Annotated in this window: 19 protein-coding genes; 13 read left to right on the top strand and 6 right to left on the bottom strand. The window is 56.6% G+C overall.

Annotated elements, in window-relative coordinates; all coding sequences use genetic code 11:
* The first annotated feature begins 150 nt into the window (after positions 1–150).
* Positions 151–1,347 carry an MFS transporter gene (locus AM410_RS20115; RefSeq protein ID WP_047366270.1) on the top strand — a complete coding sequence of 399 codons (1,197 nt, stop codon included), beginning with the start codon at positions 151–153 and terminating at the stop codon, positions 1,345–1,347.
* A 38-nt stretch (positions 1,348–1,385) separates the two neighbouring features.
* Here AM410_RS20115 and AM410_RS20110 read toward each other — a convergent pair whose 3' ends face one another.
* Positions 1,386–2,375: a 2-hydroxyacid dehydrogenase gene (locus AM410_RS20110; RefSeq protein WP_014169916.1), complete on the bottom strand. Its 990-nt coding sequence runs from the start codon at positions 2,373–2,375 to the stop codon at positions 1,386–1,388.
* A 252-nt stretch (positions 2,376–2,627) separates the two neighbouring features.
* On the opposite strand from AM410_RS20110, the gene AM410_RS20105 reads away from it, so the two are divergent.
* From AM410_RS20105 to AM410_RS20090, 4 genes are all read left to right on the top strand, one after another.
* The gene (locus AM410_RS20105) at positions 2,628–2,951 is read left to right on the top strand and encodes a hypothetical protein (protein ID WP_047366269.1); all 324 of its coding nucleotides are present in this window, start codon (positions 2,628–2,630) and stop codon (positions 2,949–2,951) included.
* A 217-nt stretch (positions 2,952–3,168) separates the two neighbouring features.
* Positions 3,169–5,808 (top strand): YdbH family protein, encoded by a 2,640-nt coding sequence (locus tag AM410_RS20100; RefSeq protein ID WP_073396692.1) that lies wholly within the window; start codon positions 3,169–3,171, stop codon positions 5,806–5,808.
* Positions 5,805–5,996, top strand: coding sequence for a YnbE family lipoprotein (locus AM410_RS20095; RefSeq protein ID WP_014169918.1), 192 nt, complete (start codon positions 5,805–5,807; stop codon positions 5,994–5,996). The genes AM410_RS20100 and AM410_RS20095 overlap by 4 nt, the downstream gene beginning before the upstream one ends.
* Positions 5,997–6,003: 7 nt before the next feature.
* Positions 6,004–6,321: a YdbL family protein gene (locus AM410_RS20090; RefSeq protein ID WP_014169919.1), complete on the top strand. Its 318-nt coding sequence runs from the start codon at positions 6,004–6,006 to the stop codon at positions 6,319–6,321.
* Here AM410_RS20090 and feaR read toward each other — a convergent pair whose 3' ends face one another.
* The gene (gene feaR, locus AM410_RS20085) at positions 6,322–7,230 is read right to left on the bottom strand and encodes a transcriptional regulator FeaR (protein ID WP_014169920.1); all 909 of its coding nucleotides are present in this window, start codon (positions 7,228–7,230) and stop codon (positions 6,322–6,324) included.
* A 241-nt stretch (positions 7,231–7,471) separates the two neighbouring features.
* Here feaR and AM410_RS20080 point away from each other — a divergent pair, with 241 nt between their 5' ends.
* Complete coding sequence (locus AM410_RS20080; protein WP_108648341.1) at positions 7,472–8,971, top strand: aldehyde dehydrogenase family protein; 1,500 nt, start codon at positions 7,472–7,474, stop codon at positions 8,969–8,971.
* Positions 8,972–9,012: 41 nt separating this feature from the next.
* Here AM410_RS20080 and AM410_RS20075 read toward each other — a convergent pair whose 3' ends face one another.
* From AM410_RS20075 to paaZ, 4 genes are all read right to left on the bottom strand, one after another.
* Complete coding sequence (locus AM410_RS20075; protein WP_020884248.1) at positions 9,013–10,119, bottom strand: GGDEF domain-containing protein; 1,107 nt, start codon at positions 10,117–10,119, stop codon at positions 9,013–9,015.
* A gap of 74 nt (positions 10,120–10,193) precedes the next feature.
* Positions 10,194–12,167 carry an alkyl/aryl-sulfatase gene (locus tag AM410_RS20070; protein WP_068794589.1) on the bottom strand — a complete coding sequence of 658 codons (1,974 nt, stop codon included), beginning with the start codon at positions 12,165–12,167 and terminating at the stop codon, positions 10,194–10,196.
* A gap of 167 nt (positions 12,168–12,334) precedes the next feature.
* A complete protein-coding gene (gene tynA, locus AM410_RS20065; RefSeq protein ID WP_059306799.1) occupies positions 12,335–14,611 on the bottom strand; it encodes a primary-amine oxidase in 2,277 nt (758 codons plus the stop codon).
* Between the two features lie 165 nt (positions 14,612–14,776).
* Positions 14,777–16,816: a phenylacetic acid degradation bifunctional protein PaaZ gene (paaZ, locus tag AM410_RS20060; protein ID WP_108648339.1), complete on the bottom strand. Its 2,040-nt coding sequence runs from the start codon at positions 16,814–16,816 to the stop codon at positions 14,777–14,779.
* Between the two features lie 284 nt (positions 16,817–17,100).
* Here paaZ and paaA point away from each other — a divergent pair, with 284 nt between their 5' ends.
* Genes paaA through paaG form a run of 7 tightly spaced genes read left to right on the top strand, consistent with a single transcriptional unit; the run spans position 17,101 to position 22,226 of the window.
* On the top strand, positions 17,101–18,030 hold the full coding sequence (gene paaA / locus AM410_RS20055; RefSeq protein WP_014169925.1) for a 1,2-phenylacetyl-CoA epoxidase subunit PaaA: 930 nt from the start codon (positions 17,101–17,103) through the stop codon (positions 18,028–18,030).
* Positions 18,031–18,041: 11 nt separating this feature from the next.
* Positions 18,042–18,329 (top strand): 1,2-phenylacetyl-CoA epoxidase subunit PaaB, encoded by a 288-nt coding sequence (gene paaB / locus AM410_RS20050; protein WP_003857353.1) that lies wholly within the window; start codon positions 18,042–18,044, stop codon positions 18,327–18,329.
* Between the two features lie 8 nt (positions 18,330–18,337).
* Positions 18,338–19,084: a 1,2-phenylacetyl-CoA epoxidase subunit PaaC gene (paaC, locus tag AM410_RS20045; RefSeq protein ID WP_108648337.1), complete on the top strand. Its 747-nt coding sequence runs from the start codon at positions 18,338–18,340 to the stop codon at positions 19,082–19,084.
* A gap of 14 nt (positions 19,085–19,098) precedes the next feature.
* Entirely contained in the window at positions 19,099–19,596 is a 498-nt protein-coding gene (gene paaD, locus AM410_RS20040) for a 1,2-phenylacetyl-CoA epoxidase subunit PaaD (protein ID WP_073396700.1), read from the top strand.
* A 7-nt stretch (positions 19,597–19,603) separates the two neighbouring features.
* Positions 19,604–20,674, top strand: a complete 1,071-nt coding sequence (gene paaE, locus AM410_RS20035) for a 1,2-phenylacetyl-CoA epoxidase subunit PaaE (protein ID WP_108648335.1) — start codon at positions 19,604–19,606, stop codon at positions 20,672–20,674.
* Entirely contained in the window at positions 20,671–21,438 is a 768-nt protein-coding gene (gene paaF, locus AM410_RS20030; RefSeq protein ID WP_014169929.1) for a 2,3-dehydroadipyl-CoA hydratase PaaF, read from the top strand. The genes paaE and paaF overlap by 4 nt, the downstream gene beginning before the upstream one ends.
* Positions 21,438–22,226 (top strand): 2-(1,2-epoxy-1,2-dihydrophenyl)acetyl-CoA isomerase PaaG, encoded by a 789-nt coding sequence (gene paaG / locus AM410_RS20025; RefSeq protein WP_025204280.1) that lies wholly within the window; start codon positions 21,438–21,440, stop codon positions 22,224–22,226. The genes paaF and paaG overlap by 1 nt, the downstream gene beginning before the upstream one ends.

Genomic DNA, 22,226 nt, shown 5'->3' with positions numbered 1-22,226 from the left:
AGTTCTATAAAAAGAGTTTGCCGCGGCAGAAGAGTGGAGAGGTCATTTTAGCTTCAACACGCTCCGGTATACTGCATCGTGATTTTAACAGGGCGTCGAACGTACAGGCCGTCGCTAACAGAGCCAGCCAATATGCAAAAGGCAGGAAGTATGTCTCTTCGTTCACTGCGGGCGTTGTGCCTGACAAGTTTTTTCATTGCTGATGTTCGCGATGGCCTCGGGCCCTTTCTCGGCATCTTCCTGACGGAACGTCACTGGACCCCGGATGATATCGGCATCCTGATGACCGCCGGGGGGCTGGCGGGATTACTGGCAACGCTGCCGGCGGGATTTATTACGGATACCTCCCGCAATAAGCGTTCGGTTCTGGCACTGCTTTGTATCGCCATTACGCTGAGTACGCTGCTGCTCTGGTTTAGTCAGCAGAGCGGCGTCGTCGCCGTCTCGCAAATTATCACCGGTATCTGCGCGGCGTTTGTGGGGCCATTGATTGCGGGTATTACGCTGGGTCTGACGGGCCCGAGCGGGTTTAGCGCGCAGATGGGGAAGAACGAGGCGTTCAACCACGCCGGCAATTTCCTGACGGCGGTGATTGCGGGCGGCATTGCCTGGTTCTGGGGCGTCGGGGGCATTTTCCTGCTGATGACCTGTACGACGCTTCTGACGTTGTGCGCGCTGCTTGCCATTCGTCATGCAGATATCGACAACGATGCGGCGCGAGGGCTGACCTCTTCAGCCCGTCAACCAGTCCCCGGCGTCGCGGTGCTGATTAAAAACCGGGCGCTGTTGATAACCGGGCTGACGCTGCTGCTGTTCCATCTGGCCAATGCCGCACTGCTGCCGATGCTGAGCATGAGGGTTGCTGCGGCACCGGCAACCATCAATCCCGGATTATTTGCGGCGGCCACCGTCATCATTTCTCAGGCGGTGATGATCCCCGTCGCCATGGGGGTGGCAGGCCGAATTGAGCGCTACGGTTACTGGCGTTTCATCATGCTGGCCCTGCTGATCATGCCCGTTCGGGCGGCACTGGCAGCCTCCACAGACGCCCCGTTGATGATGATCCCGGTACAAATTCTTGATGGTCTGGCCGCGGGGATCCTGGGCGTTGTCGTGCCGTCGTTTATCGTGGTGCTGTTGCGCGGGAGTGGGCACGTGAATGCCGGGCAGAGTGTGGTCATGCTGATGCAGGGTGTCGGGGCAGCAATGAGCCCGGCGTTAACCGGCACGATTGCCGGTCATTACTCTTTTGCGACGGCCTTTAGCGTGCTCAGCGCCATTGCGCTGCTGGCTGTCCTGCTCTGGTGGCGCTTTGCTCACCTGAGCTGGAAACCAGACCGGGCGTAGCTGGCCGGGCAGGGCAGAGCCGCACCCGGCATATAGATTTACACGATAGCGTTAGGGCACTCTTCACCCTTTTCCAGCTGCTGCAAGTTCCCCAGCGTGGTTTCTGAAATGCTGATCAGCGCTTCGGCAGTCAGAAACGCCTGGTGTCCGGTGAACAGGACGTTATGGCAGGCAGACAGACGGCGGAATACGTCGTCCTGGATCACGTCATTAGATTTGTCTTCAAAGAACAGATCGCGCTCATTTTCATACACGTCCATCCCCAGCGCGCCAATCTTCTGAGTTTTCAGCGCTTCAATAGCGGCCTGGGAATCAATCAACCCGCCGCGGCTGGTGTTGATGATCATCACGCCATCTTTCATCTGGTCAAACGCCGCCTGGTTGAGCAGGTGGTAGTTTTCCGGCGTCAGCGGACAGTGCAGGGAGATAACGTCAGACTGTGAAAACAGCGTCGGCAGGTCGACATATTCCACGCCCAGATCCAGCGCGGCAGCGCTTGGGTACGGATCAAACGCCAGCAGACGCATACCAAACCCTTTCAGAATGCGCAGAGCGGCGACGCCAATCTTACCGGTACCGATAACGCCTGCGGTTTTACCGTACATGGTAAAGCCGGTCAGTCCTTCCAGAGAGAAGTTGGCATCACGGGTACGCTGATAAGCACGGTGAATACGACGGTTCAGCGACATCATCATACCGATGGCATGTTCCGCGACCGCTTCCGGAGAATATGCCGGGACGCGGACCACCTTCAGCCCCAGCTCTTTTGCGGCATCAAGATCTACGTTGTTGAAGCCAGCGCAGCGCAGGGCGATATATTTCACGCCCTGTTTTTTCAGCTCTTCCAGCACCGGACGGCTGCCATCATCATTCACAAAAATGCAAACGCCTTCACAGCCGTGCGCCGTTTTGGCGGTTTTTTCGGACAGCAGAAAGTCGAAAAATTCAAGCTCAAACCCGTAAGCCTCGTTAACATGTTGCAGATACTTTTTGTCGTACTGCTTTGTGCTATATACCGCGAGTTTCATAAGACTTTCTCCAGTGATTTTGCATTCACGTTAGCATGATTAAAATTATCTTACAATTTCTGAAATATTATTGAATTCAATAAGTTCTATCAATTATTTTAGAGCATCTTTACCCGTTAACTCTATGATATTCAATCTACACCCCTGCTTAAGTATAGATTTGATGCACCCTGGGGCGGAGGTGTCAGAAGGTCGGCGAAGTGGAAGCGTTACAGGATGGCAGATGTACCAGATTGCTAAAGAGAATTGATTATGTCACCACAACTTGAGTTATCCCTAAACCCACCTATGTGGCCCGCTTTTTTCTATTTTATTGTATCTATTGCAATTTTTGTCCTCCTGTATCTGGGGAAGATAAAAATCAACCGACTCCGCAAATACCCTCTCTTCATTGCTTATACATTGCTAGTGATTGCAGTCGCTGCCGTACAGATAAACATTTTTGCGAATGGTCATGAGTTTGTGAATGGATTTTTGCACATAGATTTTGATCCTTATCGGTATGACTCCGTGTACTGGGGTTCCCTGGTTTTTGCGATGGTTTACCTGCTGGCAATGCCGCGCAACAAATTCTAACTTTTGACGCTACAACGCTGAAGGTCGTCTTGAAATACAGCCTAACCCATTGAATTTAAGATGACTTATTGACGTTAAGTATAATAAAATTTTTAGCGCATACGGTCAGAGCATCTATCCTTAAATTTGGCATTCTCTTCAACTGACTGGCTAAACATGCGACAATGATCGGCACTGTCGGCTTAATTCTTTCGCTAAATCAGGATATTAACTGCCCATGAGGGGTACATACAAAGCCGCAATCGCGCTCTTACTGCTGTTCATTCTGGTGCCGCTGACGCTGCTGATGACCCTTGCCCAGTGGGTACCAACCCTTGCCGGGATCTGGCTTCCTGTCGGGACACGCATCGCCTTTGAACAAAGTCCCAGACTCACGCGTCATGCCCTGATCATCCCCGATCTTCGCTATCTTGTGGATGACTGCGAAATTGCCCGAGTCGATAACGCGACCCTGTCGCACCCCAGCCGCTGGAAACTGGATGTCGGCGCGCTCGAACTGAACTCCGTTTGCCTCAATAAAATTCCCCAGTCCGCACCGTCCACGGTCGCGCCCAAAACGCTGGCGCAGTGGCAGGCGGTGTTACCGAATACCTGGCTTACTGTCCATCGTCTGACGCTCTCGCCCTGGCAGCAGTGGCAGGGAGAACTTCAGGCGTCGCTGACGCCCGCCCGTCAGGAGATTGCCTACAAAGGTGAGCAGGTCAGTATTAAAGGGATGCTCCGCGGTCAGACCCTCTCTGTCACCCAGTTCGATGTACAACTTCCCGACCAGCCACAGCCGATAAAACTGGTGGGACAATTCACCCTGCCGCTGGTGCCGGACGGCGTGCCGGTTAAAGGCCATGCGGTTGCGACCTTTAACGTGCCACAGTTAACCTCGCTGGTCGATGCCGATCTCGACTGGGAAGCCAATCAGGGGCAACTGGTGGTCATGGCGCGGGATAACCCCGATCCGCTGCTCGATCTGCCGTGGCAAATAACCGCGGAACAGCTGAATATCAGTGACGGACGCTGGAACTGGAACCTTTCCGGCATGCCGCTGAGCGGGCGCGTTGGCCTTCGTGTCGATAACTGGCAGGCGGGGCTTGAGAAAGCGACCCTGACCGGGCGTCTGAATGTGCTCACTCAAGGGGATGCGGGGAAGGGCAACGCGGTGCTGAATATCGGACCGGGCAGGCTCAGTATGGAACAAAGCGACATGCCGCTTCATCTGAGCGGCGAGGCGAAACATAACGACCTGGTGCTCTATGCCAGACTGCCGGCAAAATTGACCGGAAGCCTGTATGAACCGCAGCTCTCCTTTGAGCCGGGCGCGCTGCTGCGCTCACGTGGTCGCATTATCGATTCACTGGATATTGATGAAATTCGCTGGCCGCTGGCGGGCGTCAGGCTGACCCAAAAGGGTGTCGATGGACGCCTGCAGGCCATTTTGCGGGCGCACGAGAACGAGATGGGTGATTTTGAACTGCATCTGGATGGCCAGGCCAGTGACTTTTTACCCGACAACGGCCTGTGGCAGTGGCGCTACTGGGGCAAAGGGGGCTTCACCCCAATGAATGCGCGCTGGGATGTTGCCGGAAAAGGCGAATGGCGCGACAAACTTATTGAGCTGACTGCGCTTTCAACCGGTTTTGACCAGCTCAAGTACGGTGCCATGGAGGTCAGTAAACCCCGTCTGGTGCTGGATAACCCGGTGCGCTGGTATCGCGATCCTGACAAGCCGACATTCAGCGGAGCGCTGTCGCTGAATGCCGGGCAAACCCGTTTCAGCGGCGGCAGCGTATTGCCGCCGTCGGTGCTGACCTTCAGCGTAGACGGAACAGACCCGACACTGTTCCAGTTCAAGGGCGATCTGCATGCTGATGATATCGGACCGGTACAGGTGAACGGACGCTGGGACGGGGAGCGCCTTCGCGGGCAGGCCTGGTGGCCGAAACAATCGCTCACCGTGTTCCAGCCGTTGATCCCGCCAGAGTGGAAAATGACGCTGCGTGACGGCGAACTGTATGCGCAGGTGGCCTTCTCGGCCGCCGCGGGTCAGGGCTTTGAGGCGGGCGGTCACGGCGTACTGAAAGCCGGTAGCGCCTGGATGCCAGACAACCAGATCAACGGCGTCGACTTTGTCCTGCCGTTCCGGTTTAGTGAGGGCACCTGGTCGCTGGGAACGCGCGGCCCGGTAACCTTGCGGATTGGCGAGGTGGTAAACCTGGTGACCGCGCGGAATATCACGGCGGACCTGCAGGGTGACTACCCCTGGAGTGAGGCGAACCCGCTTCTGCTCACCAATGTGAAGGTGGAAACCCTCGGCGGAAAAATCACCATGCAGCAGTTGAGGATGCCGCAACACGATCCGGCGCTGTTGCGGGTAGACAATATCTCCTCCAGCGAGCTGATCAGTGCCGTTAATCCGAAGCAGTTTGCGATGTCTGGCCCGGTGAGCGGGGCGCTGCCGTTCTGGCTGGACAATGAAAAATGGATCATCAAAGATGGCTGGCTGACCAACCCCGGCCCGATGACGCTGCGTATCGATAAAGACACGGCTGACGCCATCGTAAAAGATAATATGGTGGCGGGCGCCGCAATTAACTGGCTGCGCTATATGGAAATTTCTCGCTCGTGGACAAGAATCAATTTAGATAATCTGGGTGAATTAACCATGCAGGCGACCCTTAAGGGAACCAGCCGGGTAGAGGGTAAAAGCAGCTACGTTAATCTGAACTATACCCATGAAGAGAATGTCTTTACCCTCTGGCGCAGCCTGCGTTTTGGAGACAACCTGCAAACCTGGTTTGAGCAACACGCGGCAATACCTGGTATCCGCAGTTCGACTGGCAAGGAAAGTGAGGAACAACAATGAAAAAGATGGCTGGTGTGCTCACCGTTGCCGTTGCCGCGCTACTGACCGGCTGTACGCCGCGCATTGAAGTCGCCGCGCCGAAGGAGCCGATTACCATCAATATGAATGTCAAAATCGAACATGAGATCCACATTAAGGTCGATAAAGACGTTGAAACCCTGCTGAAATCACGCAGCGATCTGTTCTGAGGATGCCATGAAACGATTAGCTCTGATGTTACTGGCGCTCGGCATGAACGTGCAGGCGGCAACACTGACCTTAAATGACGCCCGGACGCAGGGGCGCGTGGGGGAAACCCTGAGCGGTTATCTTGCGCCAATCAAACAGGATGCGGAAACCCTGGCGCTGGTCAATCGCATTAACGCCGCGCGCACGGAAAGCTATCAGAAGCTGGCTGACAGCAACAATCTGCCGGTGGATGAAGTAGCGAAAATGGCAGGGCAAAAGCTGGTTGCCCGCGCCCAGCCGGGCGAGTACGTGAAAGGCATTAACGGGAAATGGCTGAAGAAGTAGTTAGCGAAAGCGCTTACGATATTCGCCAGGCGAGACGCCAAAACGCTGCTTAAAGGCGGTTGAAAAATGGCTGTGGTCGGAAAAGCCCCAGCTGTAGCCAATGCCCGCCAGCTTTTCATCATCGCTGGCGGAGCGCAACACTTGTGCGCACAGGTCGAGACGGCGGTTTTTAATGTACTGGGCGACCACCAGCCCCTTATCAGCAAACATGCGGTAGAGGCTTCGCACCGACATCCCGCTCTGTGCAGCAATCCATTCCGGTCGTAGTGATTCAGACTGAATATGATCGTCAATCAATGACAGCACATTGCGGAACAGGCGTTCTTTACGTGGCTGAGCCACGTCGCGCTGCTGGAACGCGGGGCGAAGCAGACAGATCATCGCTTCCAGCGCCGCTTCACTCTCCCGGTCACTCAGATCGGCATTCCCCATACTTTCCATCAGCAGGTGGTGGCTTAACTGAACGGTGGGCAGCGTGCGCGAAAGGGTGAGCGCGCAGCTTACCTCCTGAAAACGACACTGTTGCTCAATAATCTGGCGCGGAACCAGCAGCGAAATCTGGCGGGATTTTTCATGCCAGGCAATGGAGCACGGGCGGGAAGCATCAAGCAGCGTGATATCGCCGGTCTTCAGCACCGCGCGGCGGTCGTCCTGTTCAATCTCCGCGCTGCCTTCCAGCTGAAATACGGTGTAGAACCAGGCATCGTTACTGTCGTTAATCTCATGGCGGGATCGGAACAGGTTAACGCCACCTGCGGTTACGGTGCTTAACTTCAGGCTACGGGCATAGCTGGTTTCCAGCTCGCCGACGAATTCCCCCTCCAGCGGACGCGCATTAAAACGCCCGCAGACCTGGTTAATTTGTGCCAGCCACTGTTGATACTGTTCCTCTTCGCTTGCACACGCCATCGCTTATCTCGCTGCACCGTCAATGTTTTTGCATTGTTGCATTTGTGTTGCATTTTGTCAGAGCTATGAGGCTGACTATAGGAAAGAACACTCACCGGTAACAGCGTTATAAGACGGAATTATCACGATTTGCGGAGCCTGTCACAGGTGGCAAAGCGAATGTCACAGAGACAAAAGCGAGAATCCAAAACCCCTCTTAGACTGCATTAACACCCTGCGAATAAAAACGAAGGAGTACCCTATGTCTGAATCTCAGGTAGCCGTTCAGCCTGCCGTACAGCAGTTTTTAGACCGACATCATGGCCTGTGGATTGAAGGGCGTCAGGCCGCGTCGGACAGTGAAAAGCGGCTCAATGTCTATAATCCGGCAACGGGCGACGTCATCGCCTCCACCGCCGATGCCAGCGTTGATGATGTCGACCGCGCCGTGATGTCCGGCTGGCGTGCGTTTGTTGCCCGTAGCTGGGCCGGAAAATTACCGGCAGAGCGTGAGCGTATCCTGCTGCATTTCGCCGATCTGGTTGAGCAGCACAGCGAAGAGCTGGCCCAGCTTGAGACGCTGGAGCAGGGGAAATCCATTCATATCTCCCGCGCCTTTGAAGTGGGCTGCACCCTGAACTGGATGCGCTATACCGCAGGGCTTACCACGAAAATTGCCGGTAAAACCCTCGACCTCTCCATCCCCTTACCGCAGGGGGCCCGCTATCAGGCGTGGACGCGCAAAGAGCCGGTTGGCGTGGTGGCCGGGATTGTGCCGTGGAACTTCCCGCTGATGATCGGGATGTGGAAAGTCATGCCTGCGCTGGCGGCGGGGTGTTCCATTGTCATTAAGCCTTCAGAAACCACGCCGCTCACCATGCTGCGCGTGGCGGAACTGGCAAGTGAAGCGGGCATCCCCGACGGGGTGTTTAATGTGGTCACGGGAAGCGGTGCGGTGTGCGGTGTCGCGCTGACCTCACATCCGCATATTGCCAAAGTGAGCTTTACTGGCTCAACGGCGACAGGCAAGCAAATTGCCCGCGCGGCGGCGGATACGCTCACGGGGGTGACGCTGGAGCTGGGGGGTAAAAACCCGGCTATCGTACTGAAAGATGCTGACCCGGCCTGGGTAATTGAAGGCCTGATGACCGGCAGCTTCCTGAATCAGGGGCAGGTTTGTGCGGCGAGCTCCCGTATCTATATTGAAGCGCCGCTGTTTGACACGCTGGTCAGCGGGTTTGAGCAGGCGGTGAAATCCCTGAGCGTCGGGCCGGGCATGTCGCCGGAGGCGTTCATCAACCCGCTGGTCTCGCGCGCGCACTGCGATAAAGTGCAGACCTTCCTCGACGAGGCAAAATCGCGCAATGCGGAGTTGATCACCGGTAATCGGGGCCCGGATGGCAAAGGTTATTACGTGTCGCCGACGCTGGTGGTGAACCCGGATGCCGCGCTGCGACTCACCCGCGAAGAAGTGTTCGGCCCGGTGGTCAACCTGGTGCGCGTCGCGGATGGCGAAGAAGCGCTGGCGCTGGCCAACGACACCGAATACGGGCTGACGGCCAGCGTCTGGACGCAAAATATCAGCAAGGCGCTGGAATACACCGACCGGCTGCAGGCGGGGGCCGTCTGGGTGAACAGCCATACGCTGATCGACGCCAACCTGCCGTTTGGTGGCATGAAGCAGTCCGGCACCGGGCGCGATTTCGGCCCGGACTGGCTGGATGGCTGGTGTGAAACCAAATCGGTATGTGTACGGTATTAAAACAAAGCGTGTCGGGCTGGCGCAACGGCCACCCGACACGGCTATCGTGACCAGCGGTCCCGTCCGGCCGCTTTCGCCCGGTACAGCGCCTCATCGGCGCGGGCAATAATCTCCGTCCCCGCCAGACCCTCTGCCATTCCTGCAATGCCCATGCTTACGGTGACGCGATCGCTGACTTTTGAGGCGTCGTGCGCTATCGCTTCCGCGCGCAGGCCGTCCTGAATACGCATGGCAACTTTTTCGGCTGTGTTTTCCGGGCAATCAAAGAGGATCACCACAAACTCTTCACCGCCGTAGCGAGACACGACATCATCAGGTGTTCGCACCGACTGCCGGAGCACCTGCGCCACGCGGGTCAAACATTCGTCACCGGCCTGATGACCATAGGTGTCGTTGTAAAGTTTGAAATAATCTATATCCAGCATAATCAGCGAGAAGGCTTTTTTCTGCTCAACGGCATTCTCCAGCACCACTTCCATCTTGCGACGGTTGGCGGTCTGGGTTAACGGATCCTGATGCGCCAGCGCTTCCAGCCGCGAAATCAACAGCTGGTTTTGCTGGTTACGTCGCCAGGCCTCATCAAACCAGCTTATCAGGATGAAACGCCCGCAGAGCAAAATCAGCGTAAAGACGGTCCAGACGGCGGCAAAGTGAAGGTTGACACCATCATTGAGTACCCAGCTTGCGACCGGTAGCGTGACCCAGAGCGGGATCACGAAGGCGAGTAACCCACGAGGGTAAAAGTAGAGTGCCGTCAACCCGGCGAGTAACAGAATCGCGCACAGGGGCCAGACGTGAGGCAGCAACAGATCGGTGATAAACCAGAAACAGGATATCGACCAGATGACGCTACAGAAAAAGAGCACCACGCTGATGCCGGCAATACGTCGCCAGGCCATGATGATTAACGCAGCTGACAGAATAATAATGCCGAACATCGAGGCATCGATAAACTTCAGCAGAGGCAGCGACCGGAGGTAGAGGGGGTCGTCGGGCTTAAGCGAGACGTGGCGCAGCAGGATCATCACGGCGAAGCTGATGTTGACGAATGCCAGCCACGGCAGGTTCATCGCCAGCCCGTGCATGACCATCGCCTGACGCGTCGGCCAGGCAGCCCGCTCTGGCGTCGTTTTTTTTCTTTTTTCCATAAATGCTCTTTACCCTTTCCTGGGAGCAAGTGAAGCAGGAACGGGCGGAAGGACCGCCCGTCTGTTTTGCACCGTTACGGTGTCACAATATTAAACCAGAAATCGAACTTATCCATATAGCCAAGCATAGCGTCCAGTTTGGCACTGTCGCCGCTGATCTTGATATCGCCACTGTCCTGCGCCTGTTTCAGCGTGACTTCTTTCAGGATAATTTTATTCAGGGTATCACGGTTCAGGGTAAGCGTAGCGTCAGCGTCTTTCGCTTCGGCATTTGCCGTGTGGTTCAGCACGCCGTTTTCCAGTTCAAGTTTGTATTTGCCGCCATCGCTGCCCAGATCGATGTTAAACACCGATTTGGCATCGCCGGCTTTTTGGCCATTGATATGAACGGCAAGGTAGTCGAAGAACATCTCTGGCGTCATCGCCCGCACGGTATCCGGGCTGGCGGTGTTCGGGGTCGGGCCTTTCACCACGCCGTTACGCAGCTCTTGCGCGCCGGTCAGGTAGAAGTTGCGCCACGGGCCGGATTCCGCCTGATAACCCAGCTGTTCCAGCGCATCTGCTTCGAGATTACGCGCGGCCTGGTTGTTCGGGTCGGCAAACACCACTTTACTCACGACCTGCGCCACCCAGCGATAGTTGCCCTGATCGAAGTCAGTTTTCGCTTTGTTCAGAATGGCCTCCGCGCCGCCCATATACTCAACAAATTTCTTCGCAGCCTCTTCAGGTGGCAGTTCATCCAGCGTGGCGGGATTACCGTCGAACCAGCCCAGATAGAGCACATAGGTGGCTTTAACGTCATGGCTGACAGAACCGTAGTAACCGCGGTTAGCCCAGATATGGGCAAGGGAATCCGGGAGTTTGAAATTAGCGGCGATTTCATCACGCGTCAGGCCTTCATTCGCCATGCGTAACGTCTGGTCGTTGATGTAACGGTAGAGGTCGCGCTGGCTCTTCAGCAGTGTGACGACATTATCATTGCCCCAGGTTGGCCAGTGATGCTGTGCCATGATGATGTCGGCTTTATCGCCCCAGCGCACAATCGCCTGGTTAATATATTTTGACCAGGGCAGCGGTTCACGAATTTTTGCGCCGCGCAGCGAGTAGGTGTTATGCAGCGTATGGGTCACATCCTCTGCGGATTCAATGATTTTTTTCTCTTCGATAAACCAGAGCATCTCTGAAGGTGCTTCAGAGCCGGGGGCCAGCATAAAATCGTAGGTCAGCCCGTCAATGACCTCTTTTTGTCCGTCTTTTTCAATGATGTTAGTCGGTGCGATAAGGGTGACGGTACCGGCGGACGTGGTCGTCCCCAGACCCGCACCCACTTGTCCTTTTGCATCAGGCTTCAGCAGGTTGCCATACATATAACTGGCGCGACGACTCATAACGTTGCCCGCCATGATATTTTCCGCAACCGCCGCCTCCATAAATCCGGAAGGGGCATAAACTTTTACCTTGCCAGCCTTCACGTCGGCTTCATCAACCACACCCCGCACACCGCCATAGTGGTCAACATGACTGTGGGTATAAATCACCGCCACGACCGGTTTTTGGCCGCGATTTTTGTAATAAAGATCCATGCCGACTTTGGCGGTTTCTGCTGAGACCAGCGGATCGACGACGGTAATCCCTTCTTTGCCTTCGATGATGGTCATATTTGACAGATCGAGATTGCGGATCTGATATACCCCTTCGGTAACTTCAAACAGACCGCTGATATTAATCAGCTGGGATTGACGCCATAAACTGGGGTTTACCGAATCCGGCGATTTATCACCTTCTTTAATAAATGAATACTGTTGGGGATCCCAGATGACATTGCCTTGTTCGCCTTTGATAACGTCCTGAGGAAGTGGAGCGATAAATCCTTTATGGGCATTGGTAAAATCAGTGTTATCGGAGAAAGGAAGCTGGTTAAAAAGGGCATTGTTGGCTTGTTGTGTTGCGGCAGACGCGTCCTTTGGTGCTTCCGCCGCATAAGAGGGACTGTTGGACATGATCATTCCAGCCAGCACGAAACTTCTGACAATCAGATTCAATTTCATTTAAAACCTCTCAGAGAAAGTACTACGTCGTTTGTGAAAACTTCGCGTCCTGGCTGAAAATGTTTCAAAAGATGCAATCGGAATGTGTGGAGTAAAATAACTATAATCAGGATGAGATATTCAGCAAATAAACGAATAAAAAACCGGGCATTACGCCCGGTCTGTTTTTATTTCTGCGCGTCTTTTTTCCTGCCGAGTGTCGGCGTTTCGTCGAAGAAGTTCCACGGTTTGAGCAGGGTATGCACCCATTCCGTTGGCATGATTGGCCACTCTTCGGCGCGCGCGACGTGGGTTGTGCCGGTGGTCATCCAGACCACGTCATCCTGATCGTTTAGCGACTCGTTATCTTTGCTGTATTTGCCAAGCCCCGTATCGTGGGTTGAGCGATTTGGGAATTTGCCCTCCGGGTACATCTCATCCGGATGGTAACGCGTGACCCACAGCTGTTTATCCATAAAGCTCAGGCGGTGATAGATCCACTCGTCCGGGGCAAACTTCGCGCCGGTCGCCACCGGGTGCGTCCCCCCGGCGTAAGGGATTATCTGATACGAAATTGGGTTCCCCATGCGGTTCTCTTTGCTGGTGTTGCTCAGCAGACGAATGGTGCCCGGGTCAAATTTCTGCGCCGCCTGCTGCTCGGTATCAATAGCGTACTGATTGATCTGCATGGTGCTGGTTCGCGGGCCGCCGGCGGTGTTCGGTTTCACCTGTGGATCCATTGCCACCAGCGTGTTGTTGATGCCATCCACATCCATATCGAGACGGAAGTTATAGATGTGCTGGTGGGTGGTCCCGACGATGTTGTGATCAATTAATGTGCCGTATCGGGTATCGTCTTTGGCAGTAGGGTCATGCATCGTTTTCGCCTGTACGCCTTTCACCGCCTCAATCCCCGTTGCACCGGCATCAATCCCGATGGTGCCATTTTCGTGGAATACCCAGTCGAAAATATAGTCGTAGTTGCCAACGGTGCTCACCCAGCGAACCACCAGCTCGCGCCGCTCGGTACTGACGTTAGGCTGACCCATCTCCTGGTGTTTATATTCCGGTCCTGCGTAGCGTTCAAAAATGGCGATGGCGCGGGGGATCTCCATCGGCGCACCGGTGTAATCGGCAATGGTTTCATTGAGCATCACGGCGTTGGACGGCACGTCTTTGCCGCGCACCAGCGGAGAGGTCAGGGTGCCCATACCGTAGTCGCCGGAATCCAGATAGGCTTTAAAGTACCAGCCCACGTCAGGGTCACCGTAAGGAACGATCATCCCGCCCAGGGAGCCCTGATACATAATCTGGCGTTTTTTGCCGTTGTCATTGTAGGTGACGGTAGAAATCATTGGGCCCACGCGGGAATCCAGACTCAGATGGAAATCCCAGTTCTGCCAGTGAATCATATCGCCGGTAATGGTGTAGTTTTTGCCTTCTGGTTCAATAATGTTAAGCGGTTTTTTCGGCGTGTTGATGCGGTCACGTCCATCATACGGACGCGGCGTCATCGGCACCGGCACAACGGCACCTTCTTCAATCTTCTGGATCTTCTTCTGCTCAAGGTCGACCACTGCCACCAGGTTCTCAATCGGGTGCGCCCAGTAGTTGCCGTCGCCCACGTCCAGATAGCTCACCACTTTCAGCAGCCGGTCTTCCTGTTTCAGGCCATCTTTGCCGTCGAAATAGCCGACGGTCAGTGGCGTGGTGATCACTTTCTTCGTATCGGTAATACCGCGCTTTTTCAGAACCTCGGCAAACTCTGCACTCTCGTTGATGATCTGCTGAACGGTCGCAAAATCATCCAGCAGCACCATGCCGTGGGCATCTTTAACGGCGTCCCAGCGCAGGATCTTTTTATCCTTCAGGTCCACCAGACTTTCAATAACGTGTTTCCCGTCCAGCATGGTGATGTTCGCCTGGCGGGGAGAGTCCACCGCCGTGCCGTTGAGCACAAAGTCCCACACTTTGGCTTTCTCGGGTTCGGCCAGGGCTATCTGGGTGAAGCGGGTGTTCGGTTTAAAATCCGCAGAGCCTTTCACAATCTCTACGGCTTGCTTAATTTCGTCAGCCGTTAGCGCGTTTAACGGGTGAGGGCGTTTTTCAACCTGGAAGGTCTGGTCGAGACCCGACTGGAAAACGTCGTTGATGAAGGTCTCGGAGATGAACGCTTTTTTGCCTTTCATGACCACCGGCACCTGTAGCGTGAGGGTTTTGCCGTTCACAATAGCGGTTTTCGCGCCGGGCTTGACCTTCACATATGCCCCATCCTTTGCAATGGTGAACATCTGTGCGTAATCATCCCACTGCACATCGGCGCCAAACGCCTGCAGCGTTTTGTCCATCGGGACCATATGCGCCTCACTGCCGTGTGCGAAAACAGGTGATTGCCAGGCGCAACACAGCGCAACGGCCATAGCCAGTGCCGTTCTACGGGCAGAAAAAGAAGAATTGCTTCCCATCGTAGACCTCATCTTGTTGTGTTTATTGTGTTGTGACAGCCTTATCCTGACAGGCGCCCGAGAAAAGCGTTTGCCTGCATCTGCCAGGTTATTTGTTGGTCTTGCCAGGTTAAAAAAAGACCGGGGCAATATCACACCCCGGTCAACGTGCGAGAGAGGAACGTGTCAGAAGTCGCCGTGCTGGCGCGCCACCAGCGTCAGGATGGAGTAGAGCGCGACCGCCTGCTGGTGCTGGTTAAAGATCTCAACGGCCCATTCGACCACGCCGGTTGGCTTCTCATCGGCGGTCCGTTGTTTCTTGAGCGTTTTACGTTTACAGGTGAGGCGCACCTGAATGGTATCGCCCGGCTTAACCGGTTCGATAAAGCGCAGGTTTTCCATGCCGTAGTTGGCAATCACCGGCCCAACGCCGGCATCAACAAACAGACCCGCCGCGGCAGAGATCAGGAAGTAACCGTGCACCACCCGTTCGCCAAAGATGGATTCAGCCGCGCCGATTTTGTCCATATGGGCGTAGAAGTGATCGCCGCTCAGGCAGGCAAAGTTAACGATATCGGCTTCCGTCAGGGTGCGGCGCGGGGTCAGCAGGCTGTCGCCCGGCTGCAGTTCTTCAAAGTATTTCCGGAACGGATGAACGCGATCTTCCTGAACCGCAGCACCCCGTACCCACTGTTTGCCGATGGCGGCAAGCATGGTCGGGCTGCCCTGAATGGCGGTGCGCTGCAGATAGTGCTTCACCGCACGCAGTCCTCCCAGCTCTTCACCGCCACCTGCGCGGCCAGGACCGCCGTGCACCAGTTGCGGCAGCGGAGAGCCGTGTCCGGTGGACTCCCTGGCGGATTCGGCGTTAAGGATCTGAATTCGTCCGTGCGCCCGCGCCGCGCCGGCAATAAACTGGCGGGCGATAGCCGGGTCGGCGGTGACCAGCGTACCGGCCAGACTCCCGCCACCCGCCCGTGCCAGCTGCATCGCGTGGTCTGAATTGCGGGAGGGCATCAGCGTGGCGACCGGCCCGAAGGCTTCGGTGCAATGCACGGCGGGGGTTTCATCTGGCTGTGGGCAGAAAAGCAGCGTCGGCGGGAAGAATGCCCCCGCAGCCTGCAGATCGGCTTTTCCGCCGAGTCTGACCTGGCAACCCGCCGCAATCAACAGATCGACTTTCTCCTGCACGTCCGCGCGTTGCTCGCCGTTCACCAGCGCGCCCATCTTCACCCCATCCTCTGCCGGGTCGCCGACGACCACGTTTTGCAGCCGTGCGATCAGCGCCTGGCTGACGGCATCCATTCGATCCTGAGGCACAATTATGCGGCGGATGGCGGTACATTTTTGCCCTGCCTTGGCGGTCATTTCGCGTACCACTTCGCGAATAAACAGCGCGAATTCTGGCTGTTCCGGCGTTACATCCTCACCCAGAACGCAGCAGTTGAGAGAGTCGGCTTCCATGGTAAAGGGAATGGAATTCGCCACGATATTCGGGTGAATGCGCAGGCTCTGGCCGGTGCTGGCGGAGCCGGTAAAGGTCACCACATCCTGGCTGTCGAGATGATTCAGCAGATCGCCCGCGCCGCCGCAGACAAGGCTGATAGCACCGTCCGGCACCAGACCGCTCTCCACAATCGCTTTCACCATCGCCTGCGCGACCTGCGCGGTAGCGGTGGCGGGTTTGATAATGGCAGGCATCCCCGCAAGCCAGGTGGGCGCCAGTTTTTCCAGCATTCCCCAGCACGGGAAATTAAAGGCGTTGATATGGACCGCCACGCCCGATTTTGACGTCAGTACGTGACGCGCAGCAAAGCCGCCTTCCTTCGACAACGGGATCAACTCATCTTCCGGCCAGAGTGTGTCATCAGGCAGCTCGCGACTCCCCAGGCTGGCATAGGTGAACAGCGTCCCGATCCCACCCTCAATATCCACCCAGCTGTCCGCTCGGGTCGCCCCGGTCTGGGCAGACAGGGCATAGAACGTCTCTTTCTCACTAAGCAGATGTTTCGCCACCGCCTTCAGCATGGCGGCACGGTCGATAAAGGTCATGGCGCGCAGGGCTTCGCCGCCACGCGCGATCGCATAGCGACGTGCATCCGCCATGTCCAGCCCTTCGCTGGTCACGGACCACAGCGCTTCGCCACTGATGGCGTGATGGATAGTACGTTCGCGGCCCCGGCCAGACTGCCAGGCACCGGACAAGAAGCTGGCTAACTGCTGCATCGCTTATCTCCAAGTGTTACGTGATTTCACTATCAATAGTTTAATCATGAATCATAAAAAGCAAGCTGAGTTTTAATGAATTGTTAACATTGTGATCCAGCATAATGAAGCAGAGGGCCGTAAGCCCCGTCGTGTAGGCCTTGTGCAAAAAGCCTTGCGAGCACCATCACAAAATGGGGAAACATTTCTTGGGGTTATATTTAACCTTTGTGTAACTTTTAAGAAATGAAGTGATTCAGTATTTCACTTTAAGTGGTAAATAATCGAATCATAAAGGTGATGACGTGACGCAAGAACAACGCTTTGAGCAGCGCATAGCGCAGGAGACGGCGATTGAGCCTCAGGACTGGATGCCTGATGCCTATCGTAAGACGTTGATCCGCCAGATTGGTCAGCACGCGCACTCCGAAATTGTCGGCATGTTGCCGGAAGGAAACTGGATCACCCGCGCGCCGACGCTGCGCCGCAAAGCGATCCTGCTGGCAAAAGTGCAGGACGAAGCCGGGCACGGTTTGTACCTCTACAGCGCGGCCGAGACGCTGGGCTGCGCGCGGGAAGACATCTACCAGAAGATGCTCGACGGCAAGATGAAATACTCCTCCATCTTCAACTACCCGACCCTGAGCTGGGCGGATATCGGGGTGATCGGCTGGCTGGTGGACGGTGCGGCGATCGTCAACCAGGTGGCGCTCTGCCGTACCTCATATGGCCCCTATGCCCGCGCGATGGTGAAAATCTGTAAAGAAGAGAGTTTCCACCAGCGTCAGGGCTTTGAAGCCTGTATGGCGCTTGCGCAGGGGAGTGACGCCCAACGCCAGATGCTGCAGGACGCCATTAACCGCTTCTGGTGGCCCGCTCTGATGATGTTCGGCCCAAACGATGATAACTCGCCGAACAGCGCCCGCAGCCTCGCCTGGAAAATCAAACGCTTCGGCAATGACGAACTTCGCCAGCGCTTTGTCGACAACACGGTTCCGCAGGTAGAAATGCTGGGCATGACGGTTCCGGATCCTGACCTGCGTTTTGACGAAGAGAGCGGTCACTACCGCTTTGGCGAGATCGACTGGCACGAGTTTGATGAGGTCATTAACGGGCGCGGTATCTGTAACCACGAACGTCTGGCTGCCAAACGTAAAGCCTGGGAAGACGGGGCGTGGGTGCGTGAAGCCGCACTGGCGCACGCGGAAAAACAACACGCCCGCAAAGTGGCTTAAGAGGAAACACGATGAGCAATGTCTACTGGCCGCTGTACGAAGTGTTCGTACGCAGCAAACAAGGGTTGTCCCACCGTCATGTGGGAAGTCTTCATGCCGCCGACGATCGCATGGCGCTGGAAAATGCGCGTGATGCCTATACCCGTCGCAGTGAAGGCTGCTCTATCTGGGTGGTGAAGGCGAGCGAGATTGTCGCCTCTCAGCCGGAAGAGAGCGGCGAGTTCTTCGACCCGGCGGAAAGTAAGGTTTACCGCCATCCTACGTTTTACACCATCCCTGATGGCATCGAGCACATGTGAGGTCAGGGATGAAAACATTATCCGCATATGCCCTGCGTCTGGGCGACAACGGTCTGGTGCTCTCCCAGCGTCTGGGCGCCTGGTGTGGTCACGCGCCGGAGCTGGAAATCGATCTCGCGCTCGCCAACATCGGTCTCGACTTGCTGGGGCAGGCGCGCAATTTCCTGACCTATGCCGCAGAGCTGGAAGGTCAGGGCGATGAAAACACCCTGGCGTTTGGGCGTGATGAGCGCCAGTTTCACAACGTGTTGCTGGTGGAACAGCCTAACGGCAGTTTCGCCGACACGCTCGCGCGCCAGTACTTTATGGATGCCTGGAACGTAGCGCTGTATGAACGCCTGACCCACAGCAGCGACAGCCAGCTTGCCGCCATCGCAGCGAAAGCCATTAAAGAGGCGCGCTACCACCTGCGCTTCAGTCGTGGCTGGCTGGTGCGTCTGGGTGACGGAACGGAAACATCTTCACAGCGTATGCAGCAGGCGGTCGACACCCTGTGGCGGTTTACGGCCGAGCTGTTTGAAGCCGATGACGTCGAGCTGGCGTTGATTGCCTCCGGCGTCGCGGTTGATCCGCGCGAGCTTCGTCAGCCGTGGGAGCAGGAAGTGTTTTCCGGTTTGCAGGAGGCCACCCTGAGCGTGCCGTCGGAAGTGGCGTATCGCACGGGGGGCAAGCGCGGGCTGCATACCGAACATCTCGGCCCAATGCTGGCAGAAATGCAGTATCTCCAGCGTGCCCATCCGGGTCAGCAGTGGTAAGTACGGAGGTTAAGATGCAGCGTTTTGCCGGGATTGCACCCGCGGAGATCCCTCAAATCTGGTCGTTGTTAAGCCAGATCCCGGACCCGGAAGTGCCGGTGTTAACCATCACCGATTTAGGCATGGTGCGTAGCGTATCGGCGCAGGGCGAAGGCTGGGTCATTGGCTTTACGCCAACCTATTCAGGCTGCCCGGCGACGGAACATTTGCTTGGCGCGATTCGCGAGGCGATGACCGCACACGGCTTTACGCCAGTGCATATTGTGCTTCAGCTCGAACCAGCCTGGACCACCGACTGGATGACGGCGGATGCGCGTGAACGCCTGCGCGCATATGGCATCAGCCCACCGGAGGGCCACAGCTGCCACGCGCATGCCCCGGTCGAGGTGAGTTGCCCACGCTGTGCCAGCACACATACCTCGCTTATCAGTGAATTTGGTTCGACGGCCTGCAAAGCGCTTTATCGCTGCAACGACTGCCGTGAGCCTTTCGACTATTTCAAATGTATTTGAGGTTGCCATGACAATGTTTCATTCATTAACAGTGGCAAAAGTGGAACCCGAAACCCGCGACGCGGTGACCATCACTTTCGCGGTACCGCAGGAGTTGCAGGACGCCTATCGCTTTCGTCCCGGACAACACCTGACCCTGAAAGCGAAGCTGGGTGAGGATGAGCTGCGTCGCTGCTACTCCATCTGCCGCAGTACCGCGCCGGGTGAGATCAGCGTAGCGGTGAAAGCCATCGAGGGCGGACGTTTTTCCCGCTATGCCCGGGATGAGATCAAACAGGGCATGGCGCTGGAGGTCATGGTGCCTCAGGGCCAGTTTGGTTACCAGCCGCGCGCTGACCGGGAAGGGCACTATCTGGCCATTGCCGCGGGTTCAGGCATTACCCCAATGCTGGCCATCTTATCCGCCACGCTCGCCACCGAGCCGAACAGTCATTTCACCTTGATCTACGGCAACCGCAGCAGCCAGAGCATGATGTTTCGCGAGGCGCTGGCCGATCTGAAAGACAAATACCCGCAGCGTCTGCAGCTGGTCGCCATCTTCAGCCAGGAGGTGCTCGACAGCGATCTGCTGCATGGACGTATCGACGGTGAGAAGCTGCAGGCGCTGGCGAAAACCCTGATCAACTTCCGCCAGTACGACGAAGCCTTTATTTGTGGCCCGTCCGCCATGATGGACGACGCGGAAGCGGCGCTGAAAGCGCTGGGGATGCCAGAGAAATCGATCCACCTTGAGCGTTTTAATACGCCAGGCTCGACCGGCAAACGCACGGTCAGCGTGCAGGCTGAAGGGCAGAAAGTCACCGTGCGTCAGGACGGTCGTGACCGGGAAATTACCCTCACGGCAAACGATGAAAGCATTCTTGATGCCGCCCTGCGTCAGGGCGCCGACCTGCCGTATGCCTGCAAGGGCGGCGTATGCGCGACCTGCAAATGCAAAGTGCTGCGTGGCAAAGTTGATATGGCGACGAACTACAGCCTTGAGCCGGACGAACTGGCGGCCGGGTATGTGCTGAGCTGTCAGTCGCTGCCGTTAACCGCTGACGTGATCGTCGATTTTGACTCCAGGGGGATGGCATGAGCGAACTGATGGTCACCCGTCATGGTCGTGTCCTGCAGCTGACGCTTAACCGTCCGGCGGCACGCAACGCGCTGAATAACGCCCTGTTAGAGCAGATTGCTGACGCGCTCGACGCCGCTGCGGCCGATCGCGATCTCTCTGTTTGCGTGATTTACGGCAACGCACGCTGCTTTGCTGCCGGCGCAGATCTCAACGAAATGGCGGAGAAAGACCTGCCTGCCACTCTGAACGATATCCGTCCCCAGCTGTGGGCCCGGATCAACGCCTTCAACAAACCCCTGATTGCCGCCGTCAACGGCTTCGCGCTGGGCGCGGGCTGCGAGCTTGCGCTGCTGTGCGACGTGGTGATTGCCGGGGATAACGCCCGTTTTGGTCTGCCGGAAATTACGCTCGGGATCATGCCCGGGGCGGGCGGTACGCAGCGCCTGATTCGTAGCGTGGGCAAATCGCTGGCCAGCAAAATGGTGCTGACCGGGGAGAGCATTACCGCGCAGCAGGCGCAGCGCGCCGGGCTGGTCAGCGATGTGTTCCCGGCTTCATTGACGCTGGAATATGCCCTGAAACAGGCGGCGCTGATGGCTCGACACTCACCGCTGGCGCTCCAGGCGGCGAAGCAGGCGCTGCGCCAGTCTCAGGAGGTTTCCCTGCAGGCCGGACTGGTCCAGGAGCGACAGCTGTTTACGCTGCTTTCAGCGACCGAAGACCGGCGAGAAGGCATCGACGCATTCTTACAGAAACGTACCCCCGACTTTAAAGGACGCTAATCGTGGAATTTATTCTCAGTCATGTAGAACAAGGCGTGATGACCCTGACGCTGAACCGTCCGGAGCGTCTGAACAGCTTTAACGACGTGATGCATCAGCAACTCGCTGAGTGCCTGAAGCAGGCCGAGCGCGATGACACCATCCGCTGTCTGCTTATTACCGGGGCGGGGCGCGGCTTCTGCGCGGGTCAGGATCTTAATGACCGCAACGTCGACCCTAACGGTCCGGCGCCGGATCTGGGAATGTCCGTGGAGACGTTCTACAACCCGCTGGTTCGCCGTCTTGCGACGTTGCCGAAACCGGTGATTTGCGCGGTCAACGGCGTGGCCGCCGGGGCCGGGGCCACGCTGGCACTGGGGTGTGACATGGTCATTGCCGCCCGTTCTGCCACCTTTGTGATGGCCTTCAGCAAGCTCGGATTAGTGCCGGACTGCGGGGGAACATGGTTCCTGCCGCGCGTCGCCGGGCGCGCCCGCGCAATGGGGCTGGCGTTACTCGGAGACAAACTCAGCGCCGAACAGGCACACGCCTGGGGGATGATCTGGCAGGTGGTGGATGACGAACACCTCTCCGCCACGGCCCAGCAGATGGCGCTGCACTTTGCTTCTCAGCCCACCTTTGGTCTGGGGCTGATTAAGCAGGCGATTAACGCGGCAGAGACCAACACCCTCGACGCCCAGCTTGACCTGGAGCGCGATTATCAACGTCTGGCCGGTCGCAGCGACGACTACCGGGAAGGGGTCAGCGCCTTCCTTGCCAAACGCGCACCGACATTCACGGGGAAATAA

The organism is Enterobacter cloacae complex sp. FDA-CDC-AR_0164 (genome assembly GCF_003071645.1).
In the GTDB taxonomy this organism is placed as follows: domain Bacteria; phylum Pseudomonadota; class Gammaproteobacteria; order Enterobacterales; family Enterobacteriaceae; genus Enterobacter; species Enterobacter ludwigii.
This window is presented reverse-complemented; position numbering and strand designations above follow the sequence as displayed.